Source organism: Amycolatopsis sp. NPDC003861 (assembly GCF_053605405.1).
Genome location: NZ_JBSGJD010000031.1, coordinates 1 through 25,826, shown reverse-complemented (window position 1 = coordinate 25,826; position 25,826 = coordinate 1). Strand labels below are relative to the sequence as shown.

General features: G+C 71.4%; 27 protein-coding genes. 4 read left to right on the top strand and 23 right to left on the bottom strand.

Annotated features, from left to right (window positions below; translation table 11 throughout):
- Positions 1 to 25 precede the first annotated feature (25 nt).
- From ectA to ACWEVN_RS11080, 13 genes are all read right to left on the bottom strand, one after another.
- The gene (gene ectA, locus ACWEVN_RS11140) at positions 26 to 550 is read right to left on the bottom strand and encodes a diaminobutyrate acetyltransferase (RefSeq protein ID WP_449682446.1); all 525 of its coding nucleotides are present in this window, start codon (positions 548 to 550) and stop codon (positions 26 to 28) included.
- A gap of 476 nt (positions 551 to 1,026) precedes the next feature.
- Entirely contained in the window at positions 1,027 to 1,818 is a 792-nt protein-coding gene (locus tag ACWEVN_RS11135) for an enoyl-CoA hydratase-related protein (RefSeq protein ID WP_452051114.1), read from the bottom strand.
- On the bottom strand, positions 1,815 to 2,057 hold the full coding sequence (locus ACWEVN_RS11130) for an acyl carrier protein (RefSeq protein ID WP_449682444.1): 243 nt from the start codon (positions 2,055 to 2,057) through the stop codon (positions 1,815 to 1,817). The genes ACWEVN_RS11135 and ACWEVN_RS11130 overlap by 4 nt, the downstream gene beginning before the upstream one ends.
- Before the next feature lie 17 nt (positions 2,058 to 2,074).
- Positions 2,075 to 3,055, bottom strand: coding sequence for a hypothetical protein (locus ACWEVN_RS11125; RefSeq protein WP_452051113.1), 981 nt, complete (start codon positions 3,053 to 3,055; stop codon positions 2,075 to 2,077).
- The gene (locus ACWEVN_RS11120; RefSeq protein WP_449682442.1) at positions 3,052 to 3,666 is read right to left on the bottom strand and encodes a 4'-phosphopantetheinyl transferase family protein; all 615 of its coding nucleotides are present in this window, start codon (positions 3,664 to 3,666) and stop codon (positions 3,052 to 3,054) included. The genes ACWEVN_RS11125 and ACWEVN_RS11120 overlap by 4 nt, the downstream gene beginning before the upstream one ends.
- Positions 3,663 to 4,145 carry a flavin reductase family protein gene (locus tag ACWEVN_RS11115; RefSeq protein WP_452051112.1) on the bottom strand — a complete coding sequence of 161 codons (483 nt, stop codon included), beginning with the start codon at positions 4,143 to 4,145 and terminating at the stop codon, positions 3,663 to 3,665. Before ACWEVN_RS11115 ends, ACWEVN_RS11120 begins: the two co-directional genes overlap by 4 nt.
- On the bottom strand, positions 4,142 to 5,332 hold the full coding sequence (locus tag ACWEVN_RS11110) for an acyl-CoA dehydrogenase family protein (RefSeq protein WP_452051111.1): 1,191 nt from the start codon (positions 5,330 to 5,332) through the stop codon (positions 4,142 to 4,144). The genes ACWEVN_RS11115 and ACWEVN_RS11110 overlap by 4 nt, the downstream gene beginning before the upstream one ends.
- Entirely contained in the window at positions 5,329 to 5,586 is a 258-nt protein-coding gene (locus ACWEVN_RS11105; protein WP_310976904.1) for a phosphopantetheine-binding protein, read from the bottom strand. The genes ACWEVN_RS11110 and ACWEVN_RS11105 overlap by 4 nt, the downstream gene beginning before the upstream one ends.
- A gap of 15 nt (positions 5,587 to 5,601) precedes the next feature.
- Positions 5,602 to 6,819: a type III PLP-dependent enzyme gene (locus ACWEVN_RS11100; protein WP_449677089.1), complete on the bottom strand. Its 1,218-nt coding sequence runs from the start codon at positions 6,817 to 6,819 to the stop codon at positions 5,602 to 5,604.
- Entirely contained in the window at positions 6,816 to 8,279 is a 1,464-nt protein-coding gene (locus ACWEVN_RS11095) for a class I adenylate-forming enzyme family protein (RefSeq protein ID WP_452051110.1), read from the bottom strand. Before ACWEVN_RS11095 ends, ACWEVN_RS11100 begins: the two co-directional genes overlap by 4 nt.
- Positions 8,276 to 8,524: an acyl carrier protein gene (locus ACWEVN_RS11090; RefSeq protein ID WP_449682438.1), complete on the bottom strand. Its 249-nt coding sequence runs from the start codon at positions 8,522 to 8,524 to the stop codon at positions 8,276 to 8,278. Before ACWEVN_RS11090 ends, ACWEVN_RS11095 begins: the two co-directional genes overlap by 4 nt.
- A complete protein-coding gene (locus tag ACWEVN_RS11085; protein WP_449682437.1) occupies positions 8,521 to 9,972 on the bottom strand; it encodes an amino acid adenylation domain-containing protein in 1,452 nt (483 codons plus the stop codon). The genes ACWEVN_RS11090 and ACWEVN_RS11085 overlap by 4 nt, the downstream gene beginning before the upstream one ends.
- Positions 9,972 to 10,871 carry a hypothetical protein gene (locus ACWEVN_RS11080; protein WP_452051109.1) on the bottom strand — a complete coding sequence of 300 codons (900 nt, stop codon included), beginning with the start codon at positions 10,869 to 10,871 and terminating at the stop codon, positions 9,972 to 9,974. Before ACWEVN_RS11080 ends, ACWEVN_RS11085 begins: the two co-directional genes overlap by 1 nt.
- A 702-nt stretch (positions 10,872 to 11,573) precedes the next feature.
- On the opposite strand from ACWEVN_RS11080, the gene ACWEVN_RS11075 reads away from it, so the two are divergent.
- On the top strand, positions 11,574 to 11,885 hold the full coding sequence (locus ACWEVN_RS11075; RefSeq protein WP_452051108.1) for a hypothetical protein: 312 nt from the start codon (positions 11,574 to 11,576) through the stop codon (positions 11,883 to 11,885).
- Positions 11,886 to 12,073: 188 nt separating this feature from the next.
- On the opposite strand, the gene ACWEVN_RS11070 is transcribed toward ACWEVN_RS11075, so the two are convergent.
- The 3 genes from ACWEVN_RS11070 to ACWEVN_RS11060 form a co-directional block, all read right to left on the bottom strand.
- Positions 12,074 to 13,342, bottom strand: a complete 1,269-nt coding sequence (locus ACWEVN_RS11070; RefSeq protein WP_452051107.1) for a putative PEP-binding protein — start codon at positions 13,340 to 13,342, stop codon at positions 12,074 to 12,076.
- 72 nt (positions 13,343 to 13,414) lie between these two features.
- Positions 13,415 to 15,289 (bottom strand): FAD/NAD(P)-binding protein, encoded by a 1,875-nt coding sequence (locus tag ACWEVN_RS11065; RefSeq protein ID WP_452051106.1) that lies wholly within the window; start codon positions 15,287 to 15,289, stop codon positions 13,415 to 13,417.
- A 222-nt stretch (positions 15,290 to 15,511) separates the two neighbouring features.
- Positions 15,512 to 16,519, bottom strand: coding sequence for a pentapeptide repeat-containing protein (locus ACWEVN_RS11060; RefSeq protein WP_452051105.1), 1,008 nt, complete (start codon positions 16,517 to 16,519; stop codon positions 15,512 to 15,514).
- A gap of 915 nt (positions 16,520 to 17,434) precedes the next feature.
- On the opposite strand from ACWEVN_RS11060, the gene ACWEVN_RS11055 reads away from it, so the two are divergent.
- Entirely contained in the window at positions 17,435 to 17,932 is a 498-nt protein-coding gene (locus ACWEVN_RS11055) for a hypothetical protein (protein ID WP_452051104.1), read from the top strand.
- Between the two features lie 141 nt (positions 17,933 to 18,073).
- Entirely contained in the window at positions 18,074 to 18,427 is a 354-nt protein-coding gene (locus ACWEVN_RS11050; protein ID WP_452051103.1) for a hypothetical protein, read from the top strand.
- 314 nt (positions 18,428 to 18,741) lie between these two features.
- On the opposite strand, the gene ACWEVN_RS11045 is transcribed toward ACWEVN_RS11050, so the two are convergent.
- The 5 genes from ACWEVN_RS11045 to ACWEVN_RS11025 all read right to left on the bottom strand — a co-directional run bounded on the left by ACWEVN_RS11045 (position 18,742) and on the right by ACWEVN_RS11025 (position 22,732).
- Complete coding sequence (locus ACWEVN_RS11045; RefSeq protein ID WP_452051102.1) at positions 18,742 to 20,040, bottom strand: FAD-dependent oxidoreductase; 1,299 nt, start codon at positions 20,038 to 20,040, stop codon at positions 18,742 to 18,744.
- Positions 20,041 to 20,262: 222 nt separating this feature from the next.
- Positions 20,263 to 20,817: a hypothetical protein gene (locus tag ACWEVN_RS11040; RefSeq protein ID WP_452051101.1), complete on the bottom strand. Its 555-nt coding sequence runs from the start codon at positions 20,815 to 20,817 to the stop codon at positions 20,263 to 20,265.
- A 114-nt stretch (positions 20,818 to 20,931) separates the two neighbouring features.
- Positions 20,932 to 21,747, bottom strand: coding sequence for a DUF72 domain-containing protein (locus ACWEVN_RS11035; RefSeq protein ID WP_452051118.1), 816 nt, complete (start codon positions 21,745 to 21,747; stop codon positions 20,932 to 20,934).
- A 33-nt stretch (positions 21,748 to 21,780) separates the two neighbouring features.
- Positions 21,781 to 22,335, bottom strand: a complete 555-nt coding sequence (locus tag ACWEVN_RS11030; protein ID WP_452051100.1) for a TetR/AcrR family transcriptional regulator — start codon at positions 22,333 to 22,335, stop codon at positions 21,781 to 21,783.
- Positions 22,328 to 22,732: a nuclear transport factor 2 family protein gene (locus ACWEVN_RS11025; protein ID WP_449682420.1), complete on the bottom strand. Its 405-nt coding sequence runs from the start codon at positions 22,730 to 22,732 to the stop codon at positions 22,328 to 22,330. Before ACWEVN_RS11025 ends, ACWEVN_RS11030 begins: the two co-directional genes overlap by 8 nt.
- Positions 22,733 to 22,887: 155 nt before the next feature.
- On the opposite strand from ACWEVN_RS11025, the gene ACWEVN_RS11020 reads away from it, so the two are divergent.
- Positions 22,888 to 23,601: a FadR/GntR family transcriptional regulator gene (locus tag ACWEVN_RS11020; protein ID WP_310976880.1), complete on the top strand. Its 714-nt coding sequence runs from the start codon at positions 22,888 to 22,890 to the stop codon at positions 23,599 to 23,601.
- Positions 23,602 to 23,632: 31 nt separating this feature from the next.
- Here ACWEVN_RS11020 and ACWEVN_RS11015 read toward each other — a convergent pair whose 3' ends face one another.
- Together ACWEVN_RS11015 and ACWEVN_RS11010 are read right to left on the bottom strand one after the other, a co-directional pair.
- The gene (locus tag ACWEVN_RS11015; protein ID WP_452051099.1) at positions 23,633 to 25,135 is read right to left on the bottom strand and encodes an alpha-L-fucosidase; all 1,503 of its coding nucleotides are present in this window, start codon (positions 25,133 to 25,135) and stop codon (positions 23,633 to 23,635) included.
- The coding region (locus tag ACWEVN_RS11010) for an alpha-L-fucosidase (protein WP_452051098.1) at positions 25,132 to 25,826 on the bottom strand (695 nt) is incomplete at its 5' end. The genes ACWEVN_RS11010 and ACWEVN_RS11015, both read right to left, overlap by 4 nt.

The window sequence follows — 25,826 nt, the reverse complement described above, 5'->3', positions numbered from 1 at the left end:
AATCGATTACCCACGTTCCCGGATCTCAATCGCGCGGTTCGGCGAGCGGGAACCGGTAGAGGACTTCGGGATCGTGCGCGCCGCCGAGGTCGGCGCTCTCGAACAGCGTCGACACCTCCGGGGTGCCGCCGTGGTGGCGCGCGAGCTTGCGGATCAGCATGATGACCGCCCGGTTGCCGGGGTTGACGGTGGTTTCGAACCAGCGGGCCCCGGCCCGCCGGGCCCGCCCGGCCACCTCGGTCATCATCGCGAACGCCAGCCCGGGCCGGGTCAGCGCGGGATCGACGGCCGACTGCCAGGCGAAGTAGGTGTCCGGATCCCGCGGCGGCCGGTAACCGGTGACGAACCCGGCCAGCCGGCCGTCGTGCCGGGCGACCACGGAGGTTTCGGCGAAGTCCCGGCACCAGACGAGGTAGGCGTAGAGAGAGTTGACATCGAGCGGCGGAGACCGCACGACGAGCTCGTGGATCGCGGCCGCATCGGCGATCGTGGGCGGGCGCAGCTCGAAGCCGGGCAGCGCCGGGGTGCGGAGGTCGGGCGTGGTGGACACGGGGGTCACCTTTCCGGTGGTAGGGGTTCGGGCAGACCGCGCGGGCGATGGTGGTTGGCTGTGGCGACCTTCGCCGACGGCCGCCGAGACGGAGCCCATCGCGCGCAGCGGTGGCGGTGGCGAACCGCGCGAGCGGCCGCCCAAGTGGGCCGCCAAGGCGGAGCCCATCGCGCGCGGCGGTGGCGGTGGCCAGCCGCGCCAACGGCCGCCGAGCCGGGCCGCCCAGACGGGGCCGTCGCGCGCGGCGGTGGCCAGCCACGCCCTAACGGCCGCCGAGGCGGGGCCATCGCGCGCGGCGGTGGCCAGCCACGCTCAACGGCCGCCGAGGCGGGGCTGTCGCGCGGCGGTGGCGAGCTTCGCCTACGGCCACCGAGGCAGGCCCTCGCGCGCGGGCGGCGGTCGTGACGAGTGCCAGCCACACCAACAGCCACCGAACCGGGCCGCCAACGCGCAGCCGTGGCGGTGGCCAGCCACGCTTAACGGCCGCCGAGGCGGGCCGTCATGCGCATGGCCAGTCCGGCGAGGGCGTGCTCGGCATTCCAGCGGACCGCCCGGTCCAGACCGGTCGCCAAGCCCTCTTCGTGCGGCGCGTCGAGCTCGCGCTTGAGCTGCGCCAGCACCGCGCCGGGCTGGGCTCGGACGCGGCCGGAGAACGCCGTCAGCTCGTCCGTTCCGCCGTTCACCAAGCCGATCCGCTCGGCGCGGGCGGCGCCGATCCGGCCGCCGCCGAGGAGCAGTTCGCGGACCAGGCCTTCGCCGAGCAGGCGGGGCAGGCGCTGGAGCCCTCCGAGGTCCGCGACCAGCCCCAGCTCGGCCTCCGGCAACGAGAACCAGGCGCGGGCCGAGGCGTACCGGACGTCGCACGCGCAGACCAGCTCCAAGGCCGCCCCGGTGCACTCGCCGTCGATGTCGGCGATCACCACGCGGCCGCTGCGGGCCAGCGCGGTGATCGTGTCCTGCAGGCGCCGGGCGTCGGCGGCGAGCACGTTGCCGCCGCGCCGGGCCGCCCGGCGCAGCCGGGTGACGTACCAGCGCAGGTCGAGGCCGCGGGAGAACACGCCGCCGTGGCCGCGCAGGACGAGGCTGCCCGGCCGGTCGGTGGCCTCGGCGAGCGCCACGACCTCGGCCAGCTCGGTCCAGAACGGGCCGCCGAGGACGTTGCCCGCGCCGGTCCCCCGGATCGTCACCCGCAGGTCGCCGCCCGGCGGCCAGGTGACGTCCAGGGTCTGCCACTCCCGCGAGGCCGGCGCCGCGAGCGCGACGCTCACCGGACGCCCGCCCGGTCGACGATCGCGGCGAGGTCGCCGACGCGTTCGAGCGTGTCGAGGTCCTCGTCCTCGACGACGCAGCCGAACCGTTCCTCCAGCTCCGAAAGCAGGTCGACCACCTGGGCCGAGTTCAGTCCGAGGTCGTCCTCGAGCCGGGACTCGGCGGTGATCCCGGCGGGCGGTGTCCCGTCGAGATGGCGGGCGAGCAGGTCCGCCACCTCGGTCACAGCTGTCGTCATGTCGTCCTCCTCGGGAGTCAGTCGCTCGCACCGGCGGCCACGAGCACGGCACCGGTGAGGGCTTGGGCGGCTTCGTGTTCGCGCTCGGCGAGTTCGGTGAACGCCGCGCGCACGAGCGTGGGCCGGGCTCGGCCGCGCCGGGCCGACGTCGCGGCGAAGCGCAACGTCCGCGGCAGCTTTTCCCAGCACTTCACGGCTTCTTCGAGCGCCGAGCGCCGCTGTTCGCTCGTGGTCCGGAACCCCAGGTGCCGGCCGAGACGCCGGTGGCTGCAGACGTGGTGCTGCGCCGCGGCCCAGCAGTCGTCGACGACGTCGGGGTCGCGGACCAGCGCGTCGCTGTCGGCCAGGTGCGTTCCCAAAGCGCCGAGGGCCTTGACGGTCCCGGTCACCCAGTGCGCGGGCAGCGGGTTCGGGTGCACCGGCCGGGACTTCCGGCGCAGCAGCAGGTGGCGGCAGCCCGCCGGGGCCGGGTTCTCGAAGCCGAACGCGAGGGTGTTGCGCAGGTGGTGCTTCGCCGGTTCCGGTCCGTCCCGGCGCGTCAGGCGGTCCAGGTCGGGCTCGCCGATCCAGCCGGTGAACGGCTCCTGGTGCTGCCCCGACGTCATCAAGCCGGTGAACCGGTCTTCGACGTGCCAGCGGCCGTCCTCGCAGCCGTCGACCAGCAGGAAGTGCGGGGCCGCGGTCCCCTCCCGCTGCGCCGCCCAGGGCAGCTGCGTGCTGTAGCCGACGACCAGGGCGCACCCGTAGTCCCGCAGCTCCCGGTGCAGGTCGGCGCGGAACCCGGCGAAGTCGTCGTGGCCGCGGTAGGTGAGCCGGGTGCCGTCGCCCATCCGGTCCAGCGGGCGGTCGTGGTGCGAGACCGCGACGAGCCCGTCCGGCCGGCGCAGGTCGACGGCCAGCCGCACGGACACGGCGATCGCGTCCGCCGCGCCCGGGGTGCCGTGGTGTTCCAGGTAGGCCGCCAGGTTGGCGGTGTAGCAGCTCAGGCCGTCGGTCATCGCCCCTCCGTTCGATCGGCGTAGGCGCAGCACAGGGCGAAAGCGCTGGCGCGGTCCCGCAGCTGCGTCCACGTGAGGTCACGCCAGCGGCCGGACGCGGCGGCCGCGGTGACGGGAATGCGCCAGGGCCGGCCCGCGATGCCCTGCCCGGTCGCCTTGACGCAGGCCTCCTGGGCGGCCCATACACGGGCGAAGTCCCGTCCGCCCGACGCCGGCTCGGCCGCCATCCGCCCGGCTTCGCCCGGGCAGCACCGCCGCAGCATCGCCGGCCCGGGCAGGCCGGCCTCCTGCACGTCGACGCCGACGTCCCGGCCGCGGGCCAGCGCCACCGCGACGACGTCGTCGGAGTGCGCCAGGCTGACGTGCAGGTCCGGGCGGCCGGGCACGACCGGTCTTCCGCGGTCCGTGCGGTCCAGCGGGTGCGCCGAACCCTCCACTTCGGACACCAGCCGCACGTACAGCGCCCGCACGGCCAGGTATTCGCGGGCCCGGCGCGGTGCCATGGCCCGGGCCTCGCGCACGGCCCAGGCCGGCACGGGCAGCTCCGCCAGCGCCGCATCGGCCGGCGTCGCCGCCAAGTGCACGCCGGGCGCCACCTCGACGCCGGTCACGACACGGCCTTGAGCTCGCGCCGGTGCACCAGCAGCGGGTCCCGGTCCTCGCGGATCTCCGTCCAGGTCGGCGCGCCGACCAGCAGGACGTGGTCCGCGTACGGCAGCTCGTCGTCGAGTTCGCAGGTCAGTGCCGCCACCCCGCCGGTCGGCAGCGGCAGCCCGTCGACCTCCCGCAGCTCGGTCGCCGAGAAGCGTTCGGTCAGCGGCAGCCGCGCGAAGTCGGCGCACAACCTGGCCTGAGCGGAGCTGAGCACGGTGATCGCGAAGCGGCCCGCCCGCCGGATCGCCGCCAGCGTCGCGCTGCGGGCCAGCAGCGAGACGACCACCAGCGGCGGACTGTCCGAAAGGGACATCAGGGCGCTGACCGTGCAGCCGGCCGGGCCGGTGCCGTCCGAAGTGGACACGATGGTGGCGCCGGTCGGCCACTGGGCCATCAGGGTCCGGAACGCGAGCCGGTCGCCCGCCACCGCGGTCACGGCCGGCCCGCCCAGGCCAGCGTGACGCCCCGGTCCAGCAGCGCGATCGCCCCGTTGGCGTCGTAGAGCCGGTCGTTCGCGTAGTTGAGGCTCGCCGAGCGCAGGTCCCGGTGGACGCGTTCCAGCGGCAGCGCGGAGTCCCGCATGTACCCGTGCCGCAGGCCGGTGAGCTCGACGAGCTCGTCGACGACGGCGGCGCAGCGTTCCGCCGCGTGCACCTTCAGGCCGTTGAGCCGCAACTGGACGTCCGGTGCTTCGGCGTCGGGAGCGTCGGCCGCGTCGCGGATCACCTGCGCCAGCAGCGCCGCCACGGTGTCCAGGTCGAGCCGGGCCCGGGCCAGCCGCCGCCGCAACAACTCCGACGTCGGGTCGAACGACCCCCGCGTGCGCGGGTCGCGGATCATGCCCAGCACCGAGCTGAGCGCGCCGCGCGCGGCGCCGAGCCAGCAGGCGGCCCAGCCGATGTGCCCGGCCGGCACGAACGTCCGCGTGGCCACCGTCCGGAACCCGCCGGGTTCGCCGACGAGCTGGTCCGCCGGGACGTCCCCGGTGATCCGCAGCGGAACGCTGTGCGTGCCCCGCATGCCCATCGGGTTCCAGCTGCCGCGGCCGGGCTCGGCGGTGACCTGCCCGCGGTCGGCGTAGACGAGCGAGACGTCGTCGTAGCCGGCCTCGGGCGAGGCCCGCATGGTGATCAGGAACCCGTCGGCGACCGCGCCGCCGGTGACGATCGGGGCGTCGCGGTCGATGCCGAGCCGGTCGCCGTCCGGGCGCAGCGGCGCTTCCGCGGTGAGCAGGTGCCCGCCCTTCCCGCGCTCGCTGGTGACCGAGGCGACGTAGACCTCGCCGCGGGCGATCCGCGGCAGCAGGTCCGCACGCAGCCGCGGCCCGGCGTGCGCGGCGATCGCGGCGACCTGCTGGCCGTGCATCGCCCAGATCATCGCCGTCGACAGGCACGCGCCGCCGAGTTCCGCGGCGGTCCGGGCCAGGTCGGCCAGGTCGCCGCCGAGGCCGCCGTGCTCCACCGGCACCAGCAGGCCCATCAGCCCGCTTTCCCGCAGCGCGTCGAGGGACGCGACCGGGAACGTGGCGCTGTCGTCGACCGCCCGCGCGTGCTCGGCCAGCACGTCCACGACCCCGGCCGTGCGCTCGGCGAGCGTGGGCGCGGCGGTGGCCAGCGCCGTCACCGCGCACCCGCCGTGGTGTCCTGGGCCTCCCGCACCCGGTCCAGCAGGGCGTCACGGGTGGCGAACGTGTCGTCGGTCATCGCGTCGTCGGGCAGTTCGACGCCGAATTCGTCCTCGAGGTCGAAGAGCAGGTCGATGGCGCGCATCGAGTTCAGGCCGAGGTCCTTGAGCCGGGCGTCGGCGGTCAGTTCCTGCTGCGGGGCGAGGTTCTTGAGGTACTTGCGCAGGATCGTGTCGAAGCGTGCGGTGTCCATGGTCTTTCCCCTTCGTCAGAGCGGGTTGCGGGTCACGTGCAGCCGGGACGCGGACTCGAGGCGGCCGCCGTCGACGACCGCCTCGGCGGGTGCCGGGTGGCCGAGGAACGCGAGGAGGCCCGCGGTCGGGCCGTAGGCGCCGGCGTTGGGCACGCCGACGAGGTCCCCGATGCCGGTGCTGGGCAGCCGGGCACCGCGGGCGAGGACGTCGAGCGGGGTGCACAGCGGGCCGGCCACCGTCACCGGCTCGTCCTCGACCTCGCCGGAAGCCAGCACGTCGGCCGAGATCGACGGGATCCGGCGCAGGCCGGACATGCCGCCGAGGTGGTGCACGCCGGTGTCGAGCAGGACGTACCGGGTGCCCTTGGACTCCTTGACGTCCACCACCCGGCTGAGCAGCACCCCGCAGTCGCCGACGAGGTAGCGGCCCGATTCGAAGGACACGCGGGGCGCCCCGTCCCGCCACCCGGGCAGGCGGTCGTCGAGCAGCGTCTCCAGCGCCGCCGCGAGCCCGGTGAACCGCGGCCGCTCCCCCGCCCGCGCGTACGGCAGGCCGAACCCGCCGCCGAGGTCGATTTCGCCGAGGTCGGGGAAGAGCACGGCGAGCTTCTCCGCGATGCCGATCCCGACCTCGAACTGGGCCAGCAGGTCCTTCTCCTCGGTCAGGTTGGTGCCCATGTACAGGTGCAGCCCGGTGACGCGGGCGTGTCCGAACCCGGTGAACCGCGGCGTCTCGGCCAGCACCCACGACAGGTCCGCGCCGAACTGCGACGACGTCCCGGTCATGCTGAGCCCCGCGCCGGGCACCGGCTCGTCGGCGTTGACGCGCAGCGCGCACCGGGCCTCGGTCCCGGACCGGCGCGCGAGGTCGTCGACGCGGGCGAGGTCGTCCGGCGAGTCGACCGAGAAGCGCGTGACCCCGTGGGACAGGGCGTGCGCGACCGTTTCCGGGGTCTTGGCCGGGCCGGTGAGCAGCACGGCCTCCGGCGGCACCCCGGCGCCGAGCGCGGCGTCGATCTCGCCGGTCGAGCTGACTTCGGCTTCGCAGCCCAGTGCGTGCAGCAGCGCGATGATCCGCGGGTGCGGGTTGGCCTTCACCGAGTAGTACACAGTGGACGGAGACGGCAGCGCGGCGGTCAGGTCGGCGTGCGCGCGGCGGACGGCGTCGAGGTCGTAGACGAACGCGGGCGTGCCGTGCCGGTCCGCGATCTCCTCGTGCAGGGGCGTGATCACAGGGCGGCCTCCAGGGCGCGCTTGTCGATCTTGCCGTTGACGCCGTGCGGGAGCGCGTCGACGACTTCGATCCGGTCGGGGATCTTGTGCGGTTCCAGGCGTTCGGCGAGCCCTTCGCGCAGCTGCCCGGAGTCGAGGGTGCCGGTGACCGCGAGCACGGCCGGCCGGTCTCCGGCGGGCGGGAGCACGGCGGCCTCGGTGACGCCGTCGACGTCGGCCGCGGCGCCTTCCACCTCGACCGCGCTGACCCGGAAACCGTCCTGCTTGTACTGGTCGTCGTCGCGGCCTTCGAAGTACAGGTAGCCCTCTGCGTCGACGCGGCCGCGGTCGCCGGTCAGCAGGGTCGCGCGGCCGTAGGCGTCGCGCGGGAAGCGGCGCGCGGTCTGCTCGGGCGCCCGCCAGTAGCCGGCCATCACGTTCGGCCCGCGGACGGCGAACTGGCCCACCTCGCCGGGCGGCAGCTCGGCGCCGTCGTCGTCGAGGACCAGGACCTCCGTGCCGGGCAGCGGCCGCCCGACCGAGCCGGGCCGGTCCAGGTACGCGTTCGGCTCCTCGATGGAGACGCGCTTGCACTCGGTCAGCCCGTACATGGCGACGACGTCGAGGCCCGGCGAGAACTCCCGCAGCCTGGCCGACAGCGCGGCCGGCAGGGCCGCGCCGGTGTTGGTGACCAGGCGCAGCGCGGCCGGGAACCGCCCGGCCCGCGCGGCCAGCCGGGCCAGGGTGGCGCCGAGGCCCGGCACGAGCGGCAGCACGGTCACCCCCTCGCGCTCCACAGTGGACAGCAGGGCCGGCCCGGCCGCGGCGTCGTCGCCCAGCACCAGGCAGGCGCCCGCCTCGGCGGCGAGGAACACCTGGTAGAGGCCGTAGTCGAAGGACAGCGGCAGGCAGCAGAACACCCGGTCCTCGGCGCGGTAGCCCAGCCGCTCCGCGATGGCGGACACCGCGAACAGCACCTGCTCGTGCGTCGAAACCACGGCCTTCGGCATGGCTGTGCTGCCCGAGGTGTAGATCAGGCTGAGGATGTCGACGCCGGTAACGGGGGACGCGGGGACCTCGGCATCGCCGGTGGCGGGAAGCTCGCTCAGCTTGTGCACCTTCGTCGTGCTGCGCGAGACGGTTTCGGCCGCGGCGTCGGCGGCCAGCACCAGCTTGGGTTCGCTGTCGGCGAGGATGTGGTCGAGGTGGAACGGCCGGATCCGGTCGCTGACGACGACGTAGGCCGCGCCCAGCCGCGAAACCGCGTAGAGCAGCGCCACCGTGTCGGGGTCGTGCGGCGCGGCGACCAGCACCCGGTCACCGCGGCCGACGCCCTGGCCGCCGAGCCAGGCGGCGAGCGTCCGCGACCGGCGGGCGAGGTCGGCGTAGGTCCAGCGCAGGTCGTCGCGAGCCAGCGCCGGGGCGTCCGGCGTGGCGGCGGCGCGCCGGTCGAGCAGTTCGTGCAGCAACCGCGGGATCACGGGCGGGCTCCTTCCGGGAGGGCGGTGCCGAGCAGCGACCGCAGGGCGGTGAGGCTTTCGAAGGCCTCGGGCACGATCTCCTCGGCCGGCACCTCGACGCCGAGGTCGTCTTCGAGGCGTTCGAGGACCGAGACGATGGCGATCGAGTCGAAGCCGGGCAGGTCGAACAGGGAATCGGCGGACAGGACGTCGGTGGCGGGAACGCCGAGCACGTCGGCGACGGTCCGGGCGAGGGTGTCGGTCATCGCGGGTCTCCCTCGAGCGTTTCGGCCAGCACGCGTTTCGCCGTCTTGCCGGTGCTGGTGGTGGGCAGGGCCGCCAGGACGTGGACCCGGGAAGGCACCATGTAGTGCGGCAGCCGGGCGCGGCAGTGGCGGAGCAGGTCCGCGGGCAGCGTCTCGTGGTCGGTGCCGGCGCGCGGGACGACCGCGGCGTGCAGGCGGTGGGTGGTGGCCGGGTCGGGCAGGGCCACGACGGCGACGCCGTCCACGCCGGGGTGCGCGGCGAGGTGGGCTTCGACGTCCCCCAGTTCGACGCGGTAGCCGCGGGTCTTCACCAGCCCGTCCGCGCGGCCCAGCAGGTGCAGCGTGCCGTCGGCGTCGCGGCGGGCGATGTCGCCGGTGCGGTAGCAGCGCAACTGTCCGGAGTGGACGATCGCGGCGCCGGTCAGGTCGGGCCGGCCGAGGTAGCCGGGGGTGACGCAGTCGCCCGCGACGACCAGCTCGCCTTCCCCCTCGCCGTCGAAGTCGACGTGCCCCTCGGTGTCGCGCAGGCCGATGACGGCGCCGGTGACCGGCCGGCCGATCGGGAGGCGGCTGTCCGGGTCCGGCGGGCCCGGGAGCCGGTGCGCGGTGACGACGTTCGTCTCGATGGGCCCGTACAGGTTGGCCGCGGCCGCGCCGGGGACCAGGGCCATCAGCTCGGCGAGCGCGGCCGTCCGGAACTCCTCGCCGGCGAACAGGAGCTGCCGCAGGTCCGGCAGGTCGCCCGCGGCGAGACCGCCGCGGCGGGCGAGGGCGGCCAGCGCGGTCGGGACGGCGTAGATGCTGGTGATGCGCCGCTCGCGCAGCAGCCGGGCCAGCGCCGCCGGGAAGAGCGCGGCCCGCTCGGGCACCAGGTGCAGGGCGGCGCCGCCGCGCAGGCCGGCGTAGAGGTCGTAGACGGGCAGGTCGAAGTGCAGCGGCGCGTGCACCGCGACCCGGTCGCGCGGGGTGAGCGGGAACGCGGCGGCGGCCCAGTCGGTGAACGCCGCCGCGTTGCGGTGGGTGATCACGACGCCCTTGGGGGTGCCGGTCGAGCCGGAGGTGTAGAGGACGTAGGCCTCGTCGTCCGGGCCTGCTGCCGCCGGCTCGCCTTCCGGCTTTCCTTGCAGTGCTTCGAAGTCGTCGAGGTCCAGGAGCGTTTCGCAGCCGGCGTCGGCGAGGACGAAGTCACGGCGGTCGGCCGGGTGGGCGGGGTCGATCGGGACGTAGGCGCGGCCGGCCCGCAGGCAGGCGAGGAAGGCGACGACGGTGCCGATCCGCTTGCGGCTCACCACGGCCACCCGGCCGGGCCGGTCGCGGAGTTGCCCGGCCAGCCCGGCGGCGGCGCGGGCGAGCTCGCCGTAGGTGATCGACGGACCGTCGTCTTCGACGATCGCCACGGCGCCGGGCGTGCGCCGGGCCTGGGCGAAGAAGTGCTGGTGGATGAGCATCAAGCGCGTCCTTCCGGGAGGTCGAGGGAGGTGCCGGCCAGCTCGGCTTCGGCGGCCAGCGCGGCTTCGAGGGCCGCGTGGACGGCCGGCGGCGCCGAGCGGCCGGCTTCGACGCGGCGGATCGCGACGTAGGTGAGTTCCTGGAGCTTCTGCCAGCGCGGGAGGACCGTTTCGTCGAAGGCGCGGGAGAAGCCGGGTGCGGGGGTTCCGGGCAGTTCCCGCAGCCAGAGGCCGTGCAGCTGCCGGTCGCGGGTGATCAGCCAGCTCTGCAGGGCCAGCCGGTGCAGCGCGACCGCGTCGGGCTCCCGGTACTGCCCGGCGAAGGCGGCCGCCGTGCCGTCGGCGTGGGAGGCGAGAATGGCTTCGCAGTTGGCCCGGACCTCGCGTTCGGCGTCCAGCGGTTCGGCCGGCCCGCACGGTTCGAGCACCGCCCAGGCACCCTGGTCGAGGGCGTGGCCGAGGTCGCCGAGGACCACCTTGGTCGTGGTCGGCCGCGCGTGCCCCCACCGGGTCCGGTTTTCATAGGGATCCACGACGTGCAGGACGGATTCCCGCCCTCCTTCGACACCCTCGACGACGAATCCGTGTTCCATGTGCTCATTTCCGCAGTACGGAAGCCACGGCAGGAAAAAGGCGTCCGCGGTGACGGCGACGGCGTTGCCCCGGCTGATCTCGGCCGCCCACGAATCGACGCATTCCGCCGCCGTCCCATTGGCCGTCCATTTCGGACGAAATCCGGTGAAGCGTGCCACGGACCGATCCCGCGCCCGCGGCGGCAGGTCGGGCTCGAGCACCCCGTCGATTCCGCCGACGACCCGAAACGCCCACTGGTAGGCGAAAGGAGTACGCACATCGGCCACCCCGGCGTGCGCCAGCAGCAGCGCCACGACGTCCGACACGCAGTCCATGCAGGCGGAATCGACCCGCCCCACGAGACGGGCACAGGAAACGAAGGCGTGACGATTCGACACGGATCCCCCCAGGAGGCAGCGATGGTCAATTCCATTCATTCGCCATTGGCGAAGCGGTGTGTAATAACTTTCTACCGCACCGCAAATTGCCGGGCAACGCGGCCCATTTGCCGGTCAACCGGCCGGAACCGAGGTGGATCCCCACTCCCCGGAAGCCCCAAACCCGGGCAACCGCACCAACCCGGGCGGCAAACGGAGTAATTTCGCGACGCTGTCCGGCTCAATGGAGTTCCAGAGTTCACCCGCTCGGCGGACGCTCCGCCGGAGGTGTACACGTCAGCGCTCCGACGACGTTCACGCGTCCGGCCCAGCCCCTCGGTGACCGAGCCGGCACACGCTCACGCCGACGAGCGGGCGCGTTCTCTTCCCACCGAGATCGCCGATTCGCCGGAGCAGCACTTCGGCCCGTCCTACTGGTCGAGGTCGTAGAGGTAGGCGACCCGGCCGGCGCCGTGGGGGGCGTTCAGCGAACCAGATCATGCCGATCTCCCGGTCACCGTCCACCTTTCCGGACACTATGTCCGGACACAGTGTCTTGACAGCACGTCCGAACGAGCCCATCCTGGTCGGGACCGACAGGGAGGCGGCTATGAATTCTGTGGAATTTCGTTGCACGACAGGAGAAGCCCGGTGAACGCGGTGCTGTGGGTGCTGCTCGGCCTGGCTTGGGTCGCGTTCGCGGGCACCACGTGGCTCTGGATCTACCTGGCACGGCAAAGCCGGCGCGGGAACTCGGCAGCCGACATGATGGCGCTCAGCCTGTCGCCCTTGTGGGCCGTCGACTTCCTGCTCGCCGTACTCGGCACGGCTGCGGGCGGCTGGCTCGCCGTCCGGCTCGACGGTCTCGGCGCCCGGCTGACCGCCGGCATCGGCGCCGCGGTGCTGCTGGCCCGCATCGCGCTCGGAGCGGTGCAGACGTGGCGGGCTCGGTCGGCCGGGTGACGCGCCGCGCAAACGTCACCGCGGCAACGTCCTCATCTGCCGATGACAGCATGATCGGCTCATGCGTATATCCCTCGCAATGGAGCGGCCTGCCGCGCCGTGGTGCCCGGGTGCGGACGCGGTGGGATGGTTCCCCTTGGGGGCGATCGTCGAGCGACGGCTGAGGCCTGCGGACGCTTCGTCACGCGTCAGGGACTGCCGCCTTCGGCCCTCCGGGCGAGTTGCTCCAGTTCGGCGGTGCACATCATGAGCGTGCGCGTCGGAAGATGCCGGAGGTAGTGGTCCACATCGGCACCCAGCACGAATACGTGCAGTGACAGCCCGGCCTCGTGGCACGACTCGATGGCCTGGCGAAGCGCGGCCAGCACGGCCGGGTGCCGGGTTTGGTACGAGGAGGCGACCAGGTGGTTGCCGCGATCCGCCGCGAGGTAGAACTGGATCAGATCCTTGGTGCCGACGAACAGTTCACTGGCTCCCGAAGTGCGGAACTCGGCCGTCGAGTGCACGGCCGCCGGTGTTTCGAGGAAAACGCCGAGTGGCGTGTCGCCGGTCAGGCCGAGGTGCTGCCGCAGCCGCAGGAACTCTTCCTGGTCATTGATGAACGGCACGGCGAAGCCGACTCGATCCGCGTCCCAGCCGAGGCGGACCCGCAGGTAGGCGCGGAGTGCCCGGAACGCGCGCGGATAGCGATGATCCGCCAGCAGCCACCGGGTGCCGTGGAGGCCGAGCTCCGGGTTGGGCTCGTCCTCCACCGCCACCCCGGTCGTGATCCGGGCGGCATCGTCCGAACGGAGGTCGAGCAGTCTCATGACCAGGCGTTGACCAGGAAGGAGCTCCTTCACCATCGAGCACAGCTCCGAGGCGATGGCTTCGCCGTAGTGCTCGGCCTCGCGATCCCCGGCCCGAAGCGAGTCGACCGGGCTCAGATCGGCGGCGAAGCAGACGAACTCCTCGCGGATGAAGTAGCAGGTCACCTGTTCGACGCGCGGCACGATGTCATTCGTGGACCGGATGTCGGCGGCGTCGGCGATGACCACGCAGACCGACTCGAGGTCGTCGAGGCCGGCACCTGCGAGTGGCACCTGCTGCCGCGTCGTGTCGACGCCGCCGAGGATGACCGACTCGCGATCGACCCGGACGGTGACTTCGCCCACCAGCACGTCCGGCTCGAACGAATCGACGCGCAGGACGGGGATTCCCCGCGAGCGGCAAAGCGACTGCATGTGGCCGGTCCGGCCGCCTCTGGCGCAGATCACGGCGGATGAGGCGACGATGGCGTCGTAGTAGTCGGGGCCGAGTGTCTCGACCACCAGAACGGCGCCCTCGATCGGTTCCCTCGTGCGATTGCAGATGCCGCGAACGCTCGCTCGCGGCGAGCCGACGAGCAAAGACCCCGGTATTTCACGCAAGCCTGTCTTCTCACCGGTTTCCGGGTGATCCGCATCCGGTCGAGGCATGACACCAGGCTAGCCGGTCTCCCGCTGCAGGCGCGTCTTCCCCGTTGCGCGCCCGTTGTCCACTGTGGACTCTCAGGGGAGTCGGCCGAGCGATTCCAGCGGCTCATCGAGCCCGAGCAAGCCACGAAGTTCGCGCGGTGTGACGGACAGGTCGTTGAGCTTCCTCATGGCGGCCGTGTTCACGGCGGATCGCAGGGCGCGATCGGTCCAGGGGGCCTCGCTGTCATCGGTGGCGTCACGAATTCCCGCAAGGCTTGCCTCGAGCCGGGTCGCCAGGGCTTCGCGGTCGCGACTACGCCGAGCGGTCATTCGACGCACATCGAGCGTGACCGAACGGGTGAACGCCTGCCGCACCCCGAGATCTTCGGTCAAGGTCTCGGCCAGGTCCTCGGCATGCTCGTCGTAACAGGATTCGAGTCGGCGCAGCAGGGTCGCGGCGACGCCGACCGAATGGTTCTTGATCGCGGCGAGGTTGAACGTGAACGCGCCGATCCGGCCGAGCCGGACGATCTCGTCGCCCTCCCGCGGACCGCCGATCACGGAGATCGGACCGGACGCGACCCCGGACGGCCCGACGAGGGCACCGGATCCGTCGACCTCCACGCCGCGCCCGGTGCGCCGGTGCGGCACGGCGATCTTCTTCCGCAGGAGACCCGCCCAGAGCGCCGACCCGACCCGTCCGTAGTCCGGCTCCCGCCCGAAGTTCGAGATCACGAGGTCCGCTTCGAGGGTTTGCGTCGACGACGACCCGGCCACCGACACCATCAGCGTGCCCGCCTCAGTGCCGACGATCCGGTCCACTTTCCCGGCGATGAGGGTGATCGGCCCGCCGTCGTCCATCGCCGCGTCGACGATCTCGGTCGTGTACGCGACCGCGCCGACCCGCAGGGCGGCCAGCAGCGTCCCGTACTGGTCGAGGAGCGCCCGCAGGTCGGCGGAGGGGATCCGGGCCAATACCTCGGGCAGGTAGGGCTCCCAGGATTTCGCGACCCGTTCCGACACGACCACCGGCGCCACGTCGGGGTGTTCGCGAGCGACGACCGCACACGCTCGCTCCCATTCGGCCGTGACGCGCTCAAGCAGCCCTCCGCGGCCTTCGTAGCTGTCGCTGTGCAGCCGAGGCGCCGGCAGGTCGAGAACGCGGTGCCGGTGGTCCGGCGGATAGGTCCGAAGCACCCGGCCGGATCGGGAGATCATGGCGATTTTCCCCGTGTGGCCGCGCCGCAGCAGCAGCGCGGCCGAGTCGTACGCGGTGAGCAACGTACCGATGATGGCGACCGTGGCGTCTTGCCCGATGCCGAGAATTCGCGCGATTCCCTCTTCGGAGTAGGGGTGCCGCAGGAAGGAAGGGTGGTTCATCACGTCGGCCGCGAACGGAAGGTCCCGTTCTTCCAGGCCTGTCGCGATGACGACGTGGTCGGCGCGGAGAGTGACGCGGTCGGGCGCGGTATCGGAATCGTTGCGGCTCAGAGAGAACCGGTCGACGACGACGTGTGCGTGGCCGCCGTCGACTTCCACGTCGACCACCTCGCCGTCGGCTTCGACCAGAGTCACGCCGTCCGTCGCTTCGCAAGCGGCTTGGACGAGGCGGTCCGCAAGGTAGTCGGCATAGATCCGGCGCGGCGCGGGCCCGGACTCGGTGAACGTGAAGCCGCTCCACTCCGGGGGCCAGCCGGTGCGGTCGGCTTCGCTGTTCGCCCAGGCCAAGAAGTCATCGACGTCCTCACGGAACATCGACATCCGGCCCGCCTGGATGTTGAAGACGTGATGCCAGTGGTTGCCCGCCCGGTGGTAGGCCACGCCGGCGCTGCGATACTCGGGATGCCGCTCGATCAACACCACCTGCAAGGGCTCTCGCGCGAACTGGAGGAGGCGGACGGCGGTGGCGGTGCCTCCCAAGCCCGCTCCGACGATGACCACCCTGCGAAAACGGTTCGAGAGCCACATCGTGCCACTCCTGTCCCTGTCGGCTTCGCGAGTCGTCACGAACAGCGCTTCGAGTGGGCGCTCACCCTTCGACAGCGAGCGATGAGATTACCTTGTGTCGCCCAGTCCGCACGATGGTACAGGCGCCCCGACGCCCTCTGGGTCGCAGAGTGGCCCATGCGCCCCCGGAGCGCCTTCCGAACGCAAGCTTATGCCGATGAGCGCATGGCGGGCGGCGTGCCCTCAGTTCGGATCACTTACCGGGTCGACCGTGACATTTGCATTGGCGCCGGTGCGCGGCGACGAGCTGGGCAGGCGCAGATCGCCGATGAGGAACGTTCCGTCGCCTTGGTCTGTCGACGCCGCGGTTACGTGGTGGGCGAACTCGGCAGTTGGCCACTGGGTGCGCGTGGACCAGCGTGCGCCGGAGAGCAGGGTTCCGGACAGCGTGGCGCCGGCCAGGAGTGCGCCGTCGAGGTTGGCGCGGTCGAGGGTTGCGTCGGTGAGGTTGGCGTTGACGAACTGGGTGCCGATCAGCGAGGTCGCAGACAGATCGGCATTGGTGAAGTCGGCGCCCATCAACTCGGCCTCGTTGAGCGTCGCACGGAACAGCGAAGCCCCGGCGAAGTCGGCGCCGAGCAGGAGTGTCTCCGTCAGGTTCGCGTCGTCCAGGTCGATAGTGACCGCCCAGAACAAGTCCGGACGGTCCGGTCGGCGGTGCGTGTAGAGGATCTCCTGCGCGGCGCGGCGCACCTGCTTTTCTTGCCGCGCATCGGCGTCCTCGGGTTCGGCGAACGGCATCCGGAGGTAGGCGCACACCACGTTCACAATGGTCTGTCGCTGTGACTCGGCTGTCTCGCCGAGCCTGGCCAGCGCGTAGAGTCCGGCAAGACGGACCGGCGCGCGGTCACTCCCGAGCTGATCCGCGGCTTTCGTGTACAACTCGGTTATGCGCCGTTCGCTGGCGTCGTACTCGGCGCGCTCGGCAACCTCCTGCTGGTGCTGCAGCGTCAACTCAGTGGACCGCTGCCGTCGCGCAGCGAGCAGTAGTGCGATCGCACCGCCGGTACCGACGACTACCGCGCCCGTGGTCCGCACTGCCTCCAGCCGTGCCAGATCCTGAGGGGCGCCGGTGCCGTACAGCACCAACAAGATCGTCAGGATGGCGCCGCCGATCAGGATGACAGTGATCGCGCCGATGATGATCGCGCGATTGGTCAACGGTTTCGGCGCCTCACGATCACGGCTCACAGACGGAGGCTACCCCACCCACGATCCCCAAGGGAAAAATATTCCGGCACTGAGGCGCACTTTCACCGCTGATGGAAATGCTCCAGCGCGCCAGAACCCCAGGACTTGCACAGCAATGAAGACCCCAAAATGCCATGGACCGGAAATAGCTTCGTGAGCTGCGACAATCGGGTTTACCGAAGGTGTGCTCTCGCCTAGCATCGGCGGAGATACTTGCCGAGGTCGCGTACTGGCGTCCTGGCGCTTCGCCCAGCCGAGCCCAACCTGTTGACCTCCAAAAAATGATCAGCGGGGTATGCGGGTGCCAGGTGCGCGGCTGCGTCCACCTTCTCAGTGATCATGGCGTCGGCTTCGGACGAAGCGCGCGACTTGCTCCGAGGCAGCCGACGCTGGGACCAGCGTGACATCGAGGTCTCAGTGCGAAGCCGTCGGCAGGGCGCGCGACTCAAGGTTGGTTGCCGAACCGAGTAAGTGCCGGGGACGACATGATCACTGTTGCCGTGTTGTCCCAAGACGCGGACGTTGAGCTTCGGTCTCTAGACACCGCCCTTTCCGATGCCGACGAACTGCGGGGCCTCATCCGGCTTCGATCCCTGGAACCGGGCTCGACGAGCAAGCGTGGTCCCGGCTCGTGCCTGGCCTCGCCTATCAACCGACGTGCTAGCAACCGGCCGAGGCGCCGTATGTGGAAATCCCATTACACAAGGCCGGCTTATCAAGGTCAGTCCCAACTAACGGTCTTATCGACCGAGCGTTCACGGCATGAACATCCGCTCATGCCGCTAGTCGCACGCGAACGCCCGCTACTGCCGACGAGCGGATGAGCAGAGTTTGGTGGTACCACTGGGCAGATCAGTGGCATCGTGCCTCGATTTTCGCTCGCGGCACGCCTCTCCAGGACCGTATCCTGCGGCGATGTTCGCACCGGACGACGGCACCCGGCACACGGCGCTGCTTCGAGCCCGGCTGGGCCTGGCGCTGGAATCGGTGACCGAAGAGTGGCACTGGTACCAAGGCGAGCAGAACGCACTGCTGAGGTTCTGGCTGCATTTTCGCCATGTACCTGCTCTGCGGTGGCACGGCACGGGCGACCTGCTTCACCTGGAAGAATCAGTGCCCGATAGCTCCTATGACATGGGCGAGTACGGCGAAGGCAAAGTCGGTCCCGCTCAGGCACCAAGCCTTCTCACGAGATACGCCGGTTCCAGTCTCCGCGATGCCACCTTGATCCGGGTGTCCTCCACGGAGCCCTCCGTCGGCGGGGTCCTCCTCAGATTCGACGCCGGTGACTTGGCTGCTGTGTCCTCGGCCGACGAATGGCTGATCACCACCGACGCGGTACCTCCAGACGCCACACCACACCACCACATCGAGACAGTGACCATCACCGGCCGCTCATGGCCCCGCCGATGAACCCGTCCTCCGGCCCCGGACCATTGATCACCACGGTCGCCCAGGCGAGCAGCTGCTGCGACAGCCACCGGAACGCATGCACCGATCAACGGACTCTCATACCGCGGAGAGCTGTAGCCGAGCCGTCGATAGCCTGCTCACGTGGAGTTCGTAGTTGCCGATGACGAGGCCTGGCTTTCCGTGTTCGGTATCGCCCCACAAACCGAGGAGGCGTCCGGCGAGAAGTGGGTGCGAGAGGTGCGCATACCCGTCTCCGCAACCGAGGAACTCCACGTCTCCTGGGACTTGGTCGAGCGCAGTGTCCGCATCCGGTGGAAACAGGCGTCAAGGATCATCGTCGACGTCTACCGCGAACAAACGACCCGTCTCACGGTCGACGACCACAACAACGAGCCGATCGTCCTGGTGGAGTACCACGCAGGAGGATGCAGCGGCCGGACAGTCGTACGAACTCGACCGAATCTCACCTTGAAGGACACGTTCCTGCAGACGTGACCCCCTGCTCCCGAACGTGCGCACATGCCGACGACAGCGCGTTCTGGCCAATCGTGAACGGCCAGCAGTCGATGTCAGTTGAGTACCCACAGGCTGTCGACCTCCTCGGTCGGCTGCGGCCTGGCCTGGGCGGTACGTACTAACGCGAGGCGCCTGCACGTGCCAACAGCTCGGTGGAGCCCGGCTCGTGGCCGACCTGCGCCTGACGCCTCGCGCTACCCGACCGACCGTGGCGCTGCGGCGCTTGATCGCCGACCTGACCTCCGGCAGCCCGCGCTTCGCCGAACTCTGGGACGTGCGCGGGCCTCGGCGGCTCAGGTGCGACGCAGGCCCCCGGCCACGACGCGCGCCAGCACGTCCGGGCGCAGGATCGACGTCGGCGGTTGCAGGAGCCCGATGGTGCGGATGAACGCGGCGGCGGCCACGGGGTCGTGCGCGGCGACGCGTTGCAGCCGGGCCACGTATCGGTTCAGCGTCTTGGTCGACAGCGAGCGGTGGCCGGGGATCTCCGGCAGCGCCAGGTCTCCGAGCGCGTTGAGTTGCCACACCGGGTCGATGATCTTGGCCGCGGCGCGGAAGAACCGCGTGGACAGGTCCGCGTCGCCGGTCACCAGGCACCGCCGCAGGGCCTCGGACTCCAACGCCGCGACGGTCATGCCTTGGCCGTAGATCGGATTGAAGCTGCACATCGCGTCACCGAATACGAGCAAACCCGGCGGGAACTGCCGCAGGTGCTCGTAGCGGCGGCGCAGGCTCGCCGGGAACCGGTGCGTGCGGATCTCGCTCACCGGTTCGGAGGCGGCCACGGCGTCCTGCACGTCCGGTGGCGCGGACCGCTTGAGGAACGCCAGGAAGCCCGCTTCGTCGGTCGGCGGGTGGTCACCTGCCATGCCCACCTGGGTGACCATCCAGTCGCCGCCCTCCTGCGCGGCGAACGCGAACCCGGTCGGCCGACCGGGCACCGGACCGACCAGCACCAGCTTGTCCTGGAACGGTGTCTCCGGCCGCACGAGCCTGCTGGCGTACATCATGTTGACGTCGATCCGGTCCTCGGCGGGCGTCGGCAGGCCGACCGACGCGAGCCACGACCGGGCCCGACCGGACCGGCCCATCGCGTCGATGACGAGGTCGGCGGCCAACACCTCCTCCGCACCGCCGCGGTCGACCCGGACACCGGTCACCCGGTCGCCCTCGAACACCGGCCCGACCACGTCGCAGCCGGGCACGATCCGCACGCCGGGACAGGTCGCCACCCGCGCCCGGACCGCGCCCTCCAGCATCGGCCGGGTCGCCTGGATGTCCGCCGCGCCGGTGTCCGAGCGCACCATCGGGTGACCCGCCAGCACGAACCGCGCGTCCACATTGAACCCCACCGGCACCGCGCCCGCCGCGACCAGCTCGGCCGAGAAACCGGGGAACATCTCGTCGAGCGCATCCTTGCCGCGCAGCAGAATGGTGTGGAAATGCCTGGCCTGCGGCACCCCCCGCCGGTGCACGACGTCGGCCGCCAGGGCATCCCGGTCGACCACCGTGATCCGATCGTAGGAACCGACCAACGCCCGCGCCGCCAGCAGTCCACCCATGCTCGCGCCCAGCACCACCGCATGCGTCATGGGGCGACTGTGACAGTCTCCGCAGCGGTGCGCTTATTCACCTGTGCTGACCTGCTCGGTCAAACACCGAGCAGATCAGCCAACCGGCCCACCTGGTGGCCGAACACCAGGAATCCACGTCACCGGCCTACGTCTCCTCGCCCCGACAACGGCGACGCGACCCCTCACCGCCGCCCGCGGACCGGAACTCCGCCCAAGTCCGATCTCGGAGGCCCCGGTCGGCTACTGCGGGCGTGCCGGGAAGTCGGCGAGGAACGTCGCGGGCACAGCACGCGGCCGGCGGGGACCCCAGCCACCGCCGGCGAACAGGACGACGCACGAGCGGCCCGTGCCACCGACCCACCCGGACTGCGCGCGATCGAACGCCGACTGCGGAGGGCGGTGCCAGAAGCTGGCCCCACCCCGCAAGCGAGCACCTTCGCCGTTGCCGTACCGAACGACGTAGTCGAGCTTCCGCTCGGGATCCACCGATGGCCCGGGGACCGCCGCGAGGGCGGCGGCGAGGACCCCTGCCGGTTCGCTCGCGATCACTGCCTGGACCGTCACGGCTCGCCAGCCGGTGCGCCGGACCGACTCGTAGCGCATCCACCACAGCACCGCCCCCGGCACAAAGCACACCGACGCCGCGATCACCGCAAACGCAACGACCGGCAAGATGCCGCTGCTGTCCGAAATCAGGAGGATCACCAGCGCGACCACCCAGGCCAGGCCGCACGCCGTCGCCCTCAGTGCGACCGCCCCCACCCGCTCCAGCTCGCGAGCCAGTTCCGCCTCCATCACGCCAGCGTACCGACCTCGCCGAGGTGAAAGCCGCCACGAATCTCCCGACCCAACAGCCGGGCGGCCGCCCGTACCCGGTCCTCTCCAGGTGCCGCAGCGGGTACTGCGTCCCTAGAACAACGTCGCGGGCTCCACCGGCTCCGGCTCCGGCAGCGCCGCGACACCAGGCACCAACGCCCGCACCTCATCATGGAACCGACGCGCCAACTCCCGCGCCTCGTTGTTGTCCGGCGTGTGGACGAAAACCGTCGGCGAGCGGCCCTCGCGCAGCCACTCCGCCACCACCTCCGTCCACGGCTGCCACCCCTCGACCGTCTCCGCCACCGCGTCGCGGCCCAGGTAACGGACGATCGGACGGTCGGTCAGCGCACGCGTCCGGCGGGGCAGGCGCGGCTTCTTCGCCCACGCCTCCTGCTCCGCCTCGCTGACCGGCGGGCTCCGGAAGAACGCCGTCGTGTCGAACGGGACCCACTCCGCGTCCGCTACCCCGAGGGCCCGCTCCAGCAGCGCTGTCGACGCCGCCTCGGTGAAGAACTCCGGGTGCCGCACCTCCACCGCACGCCTCGAACCGGGCGGCAAGCGGCGCAGGAAGCGGACCAGCGCCTCGACGTCCGCGGGGGCGAACGAGCCCGGGAGCTGGGTCCACAACACCGCCCGGTCGGCGAGCGGCTCGATCGCGTCCAGGAACGCCCGCATCTCCGTCTCGACTCCGGTGAACCGGCGCTCGTGGGTGACCAGCTTGGGCAGCTTGACCACGAACCGGAAGTCCGGGCCGGTCTGCTGCGCCCACGTCTCGACGGTCGCCCGAGCCGGGGTCGCGTAGAACGTCGTGTTGCCTTCGACCGCGTTGCACCAGCCGGCGTAGGCGCGCAGCCGCTCGCGGGCCGGCACCGAGGGCGGCAACGGCCACGCCTTGTGGGTCCACATCGCGCACCCGACGTGCAGGGTCATGCGGAAAACCTACCGGGCCGGCACATCGGGATCGACCAGGCCGAGGAGCCACGCGCTCCACGCCGTGTCGGCGCGCTGCTCCGGCAACTCCAGCGCCGTCGACACCGTCTGGACGAGGCCCGTCGCGAAGAACGTCCGCACCCGCAACGCATCCGCGCCCGTCAGCCGCGCGATCGTCGCCATCAACGCCAGGTGCCGGCGGCGGACCGCCTCCCGGACCGGCTCGTCCGCCGACGCCGCGTAGCCCTGCAGCACCACCAGGCCGACCGTCGGATCGCTCTGCAGGAGCCGCACATACGCCACGCCCAGTGCGGACAACGTCGGCTCGGCGCCGGCGAAGGCCGCTTCGATGCGGTCGTACGCCGCGTGCAGCACCTCGAGGAACAGCTTTCTCTTGGAGCCGAACATCTGCACGATCCGCGGGTGCGAAATCCCGGCCCGGCCGGCGATGGCCTCCAAGCGGGTGCCCGCCAGGCCGTTCGCGGCGAACTCGGCGTCGGCCGCCTCGATGATGCCTGCTCGGCGGGCCGCGGCGGGCAGCCGGGCCGGGCTCGCGTCACTCACCGAGCTGGCTCAGCACGAACTTGTTGTCGTACAGGCAGCGGTACGCGTGGATCAGCCCATCGTCGCCCAGTTCCAGCCGGTCGTCGCCGTGGAACTCGACGACCTTGCCGGTCTTGGCGAACGTGCCGGTGAAGCGCCACGCGACGAGCACCGCGCGGCGGGTCACCTCGGTGTAGAGCCCCACGCGCGCGAACGAGTAGTCCGGGTAGGCGCGCGCCATGCGCGTCACGAACCGGCGGATGGACTCCGGCCCGTGGGTGGTGTGCCCCAGCGCGGGTTCGTCGTAGACGAGGTCGTCCGCGCACAGCGCGGCGACCGCGTCGGCGTCGTGGCCGTTCCACGCCTTCTCCCACTGGGCGCTCAGCGCCTCGGCCTCGTCGGCGGTGAACGTCGTCATGCGTTCTAACTTACAAGTAAGTAAGAACGCTGGACAAGACATCACATGTCTTATATTCGAAACTGGTGAATCAGCCACCCTTACGCAACAACGATGCCTCCTTGGCACACATACATCATATGACTGTTAGACTGATTCCGTAGACGAGGAGGGCCATGGCGAAGTCGCTGACCGACGAAGCGATCGACCGGATCCGGGAGTTCGTCCGGTCCGGCCGGTTCCCGGCGGGCGCCAAGCTGCCCCCCGAACACGAACTGGCCACCGAGCTGGGGATCTCCCGCAGCCCCACGCGGGAGGCCGTGAAGGCGCTCGCGCTGGCCCGGGTGCTCGAAGTTCGCCGCGGCGACGGCACGTACGTCACCAGCCTCGCGCCGAGCCTGCTCCTCGAAGGCCTCGGCAACGCGGTCGCGCTCATGCAGGGCGGCAGCGTCCTCGAGCTCACCGAGGTACGCCGGCTCCTCGAGCCCGCGGCCACCGGCCTGGCCGCCACCCGGATCACCGACGCGCAGCTGCGCACCGTCGGCGAGCTGCTCGACGCCATGCACGAAGCGGTCGAGGACGTCGAGCGCCTCACCGTCCTCGACGCCGCCTTCCACCGGGCCGTCGTCACCGCCACCGGCAACGAGACCCTCACCGCGCTGCTGGACGGGATCTCCTCCCGCACCCTGCGCGCGCGAGTCTGGCGCGGCACCGTCGAACGCGGCGCGACGCACGTGACGCTGTCGCAGCACAAGGCCATCTACGACGCGCTCGCCGACCGCGACCCGGCGGTGGCCACCGCCGCCGCGCTGATGCACGTCGACACGTCCGAACGCTGGCTGCGCGCGCACCTGGCCGAGGTCCGGGAGCTCGACGGCGGAGCGCCGTGACCGGAGCCCGGTCACGGCGCCCGGGAACCCGTCAGGCAACGGAGACCGACCAGCGGAGGTTGGGACTGCCGTCGTCGTTCCACACCTTCAGCGGCGAACCCGACGGCACGTTCCCGCCGCCGTCGAGCACGAGCCCGGTGACCCGGTTGGCGAGCACGAACACGCCGCCGCCGGTGTCGGTGACCGACCACTGCTGGCTCGCCGCGCCGGTGTAGGCCGACTGCACCGGGTTGCCGCCCGCGGTGGTCGCCCCGGCCCCGTCGATCACCAGGCCGTTGGTGCGGTTGGTGAGCTTGACGAACCCGTCGCCGACGTCCTCGATCCCGAACTGCAGGTTCGGGCTGTCGTCCGGGGTCCAGATCTTCAGCTTGCTGCCCGCCGCGACCGCTCCCCCGCCGTCCACGGCCAGGCCGTTGGTGACGTTGACGATCCGGAACCACCGGGCGGGGTCGAACGCGACGCGCAGCGAGACGATGGCGGACGGCGGCACGTCCGGGGTGGCCACGGCGAACCGGCTCGGCGTCCCGGTGAAGTCGTCGGCCGGGTAGCCGAGGGCCTGGTAGCCGTCCCCGGGCCAGATCGCGGAAATCGGCGCGGCCAGCGCGCTCTTCAATCGGGCCGCGGGGTAACTGCCGACCCCCAGTGTCGCGCTCGCCCCGCCGTAGTTCCGGTCGGCGAACACCTTGGCGCCGGACGCGGGACCCACCACCGGGATCTTGCCCGCGAACGTCAGCTTCAGCACGTACGCGGGCGAGTCGTACGGCTTCGCCGGCAGCGTGACGTGCAGGGCACCGGCGTCCTGCGAGTACTTCAGCGCACCGGGAGCGCCGAGCAGCTCGACGCGCCGCAGGCTGCTCAGGTCGATCCGCTTGCCGGACAGCGTGGTGAGGTCCGCGGTGGCGCCGGGCCAGGCCAGCACGGTCGCGTACAGCACCCGGCTCGCCTTGTCGCGGGTGAACCGGAAGTCCTTGGCCGTGCCCACCTTCGGCGAGACGAACGAGCCGCCGCCCATCTTGGTCGGGCCCTCGCCGTAGACGTCCCAGACGCGCGTCGAGTAGATCGACTCGCCGACGCGGCCGAGGTAGGTCCCGAAGTCGGCGAGCACCGCCCGCTGCTCGGCGGGGATGGTGCCTTCGAGCGTCGGGGAGATGTTGAGCAGCATGTTGCCGCCCTTGCTGACCCGGTCGATCAGCGCGTGGATCATCTGCGTGCTCGAGTAGTAGCCGATGCCCTGGGTGTAACTCCAGCTGCTGCTGGAAATCGCGTCGTCGGTGAGCCAGTACGGCGTGACGATGTCGGCCGGCCCGCCGCGCTCGTAGTCCGCGACCTCGCCGCTGGTGTTGAACCCGTGGTCGAAGTGCTTGAACGTCGAGACGACGTCCTTGCCCCACTTCTGCGCCTGGTTGTAGTAGTAGGCCAGGAATTCGAGGCGCTGCCGCTCCCCCACCGCGCACGGGCCGCTGTTGATGCAGTAGCCCGGCGAGTTCAGCGAGAAGTCCTGCCAGAGGACGTCGGGCTTCGCGCGGTCGATCACCTCTTTGAGCTTGGCCAGCCAGAGCGCGTCCTCCTCGGCGCGCGGCAGCTGGCCGTACAGCTTGCGCAGGGTCGGGGTGTTCTGCGGCGGGCGAAGTCGTAGAAGCCGTTGTAGTTGAACGCGTGGTGCATCGCGACCAGCAGCTTCAGGCCCTGCCCGCGGATCGCGTCGGAGAACAGCTTCAGCAGGTTCAGCCGCGGCCCGCGGGCCACCGAGTTCCACTCGTTGACCTTGCTGTCCCACATCGAAAACCCGTCGTGGTGCTCGGCGACCGGCCCGGCGAACTTCGCCCCGGACGCCTTGACCACCCGCGCCCACTCCTCCGGGTCGAACTGCCCGCCCCGGGAGACCGGTTTCGGGGCGAACTGCACGTGGTTGCCGGCGGTGTCGGTGCCGCCGTCGATGAACCGGTCGTAGCCCCACACCGCCGGGTCGCCGTAGGTCGCCTTGTGGTGTTTGTTCTCGCCGCTGTCCGGGATGTACATGTTCCGGCCGTACCACTCACTGCCGTACTCCGGTGTGGTGAAGGCGCCCCAGTGCCAGTAGATGCCGAACTTGGCGTCCTGGAACCACTCCGGCGCGGGCGGGTGCCGGTCGACCGACGGCCAGGCCGGCTCGTAGCACCGCGCGGCGGCCGCTGCCGGACCGGCCAGCGCGGGCGGGACGGCGGCCGCGGCGAGCCCGGCGGCCG

Excerpts from the sequence above, each read along its gene's own strand:
- ACWEVN_RS11130 (WP_449682444.1), bottom strand. The coding sequence starts at position 2,057 with ATGACGACAGCTGTGACCGAGGTGGCGGACCTGCTCGCCCGCCATCTC.
- ACWEVN_RS11125 (WP_452051113.1), bottom strand. The coding sequence starts at position 3,055 with ATGACCGACGGCCTGAGCTGCTACACCGCCAACCTGGCGGCCTACCTG.
- ACWEVN_RS11105 (WP_310976904.1), bottom strand. The coding sequence starts at position 5,586 with ATGGACACCGCACGCTTCGACACGATCCTGCGCAAGTACCTCAAGAAC.
- ACWEVN_RS11090 (WP_449682438.1), bottom strand. The coding sequence starts at position 8,524 with ATGACCGACACCCTCGCCCGGACCGTCGCCGACGTGCTCGGCGTTCCC.
- ACWEVN_RS11085 (WP_449682437.1), bottom strand. The coding sequence starts at position 9,972 with ATGCTCATCCACCAGCACTTCTTCGCCCAGGCCCGGCGCACGCCCGGC.
- ACWEVN_RS11070 (WP_452051107.1), bottom strand. The coding sequence starts at position 13,342 with ATGCCTCGACCGGATGCGGATCACCCGGAAACCGGTGAGAAGACAGGC.
- ACWEVN_RS11065 (WP_452051106.1), bottom strand. The coding sequence starts at position 15,289 with ATGTGGCTCTCGAACCGTTTTCGCAGGGTGGTCATCGTCGGAGCGGGC.
- ACWEVN_RS11055 (WP_452051104.1), top strand. The coding sequence starts at position 17,435 with ATGTTCGCACCGGACGACGGCACCCGGCACACGGCGCTGCTTCGAGCC.
- ACWEVN_RS11045 (WP_452051102.1), bottom strand. The coding sequence starts at position 20,040 with ATGACGCATGCGGTGGTGCTGGGCGCGAGCATGGGTGGACTGCTGGCG.
- ACWEVN_RS11040 (WP_452051101.1), bottom strand. The coding sequence starts at position 20,817 with ATGGAGGCGGAACTGGCTCGCGAGCTGGAGCGGGTGGGGGCGGTCGCA.
- ACWEVN_RS11035 (WP_452051118.1), bottom strand. The coding sequence starts at position 21,747 with ATGTGGACCCACAAGGCGTGGCCGTTGCCGCCCTCGGTGCCGGCCCGC.
- ACWEVN_RS11025 (WP_449682420.1), bottom strand. The coding sequence starts at position 22,732 with ATGACGACGTTCACCGCCGACGAGGCCGAGGCGCTGAGCGCCCAGTGG.
- ACWEVN_RS11020 (WP_310976880.1), top strand. The coding sequence starts at position 22,888 with ATGGCGAAGTCGCTGACCGACGAAGCGATCGACCGGATCCGGGAGTTC.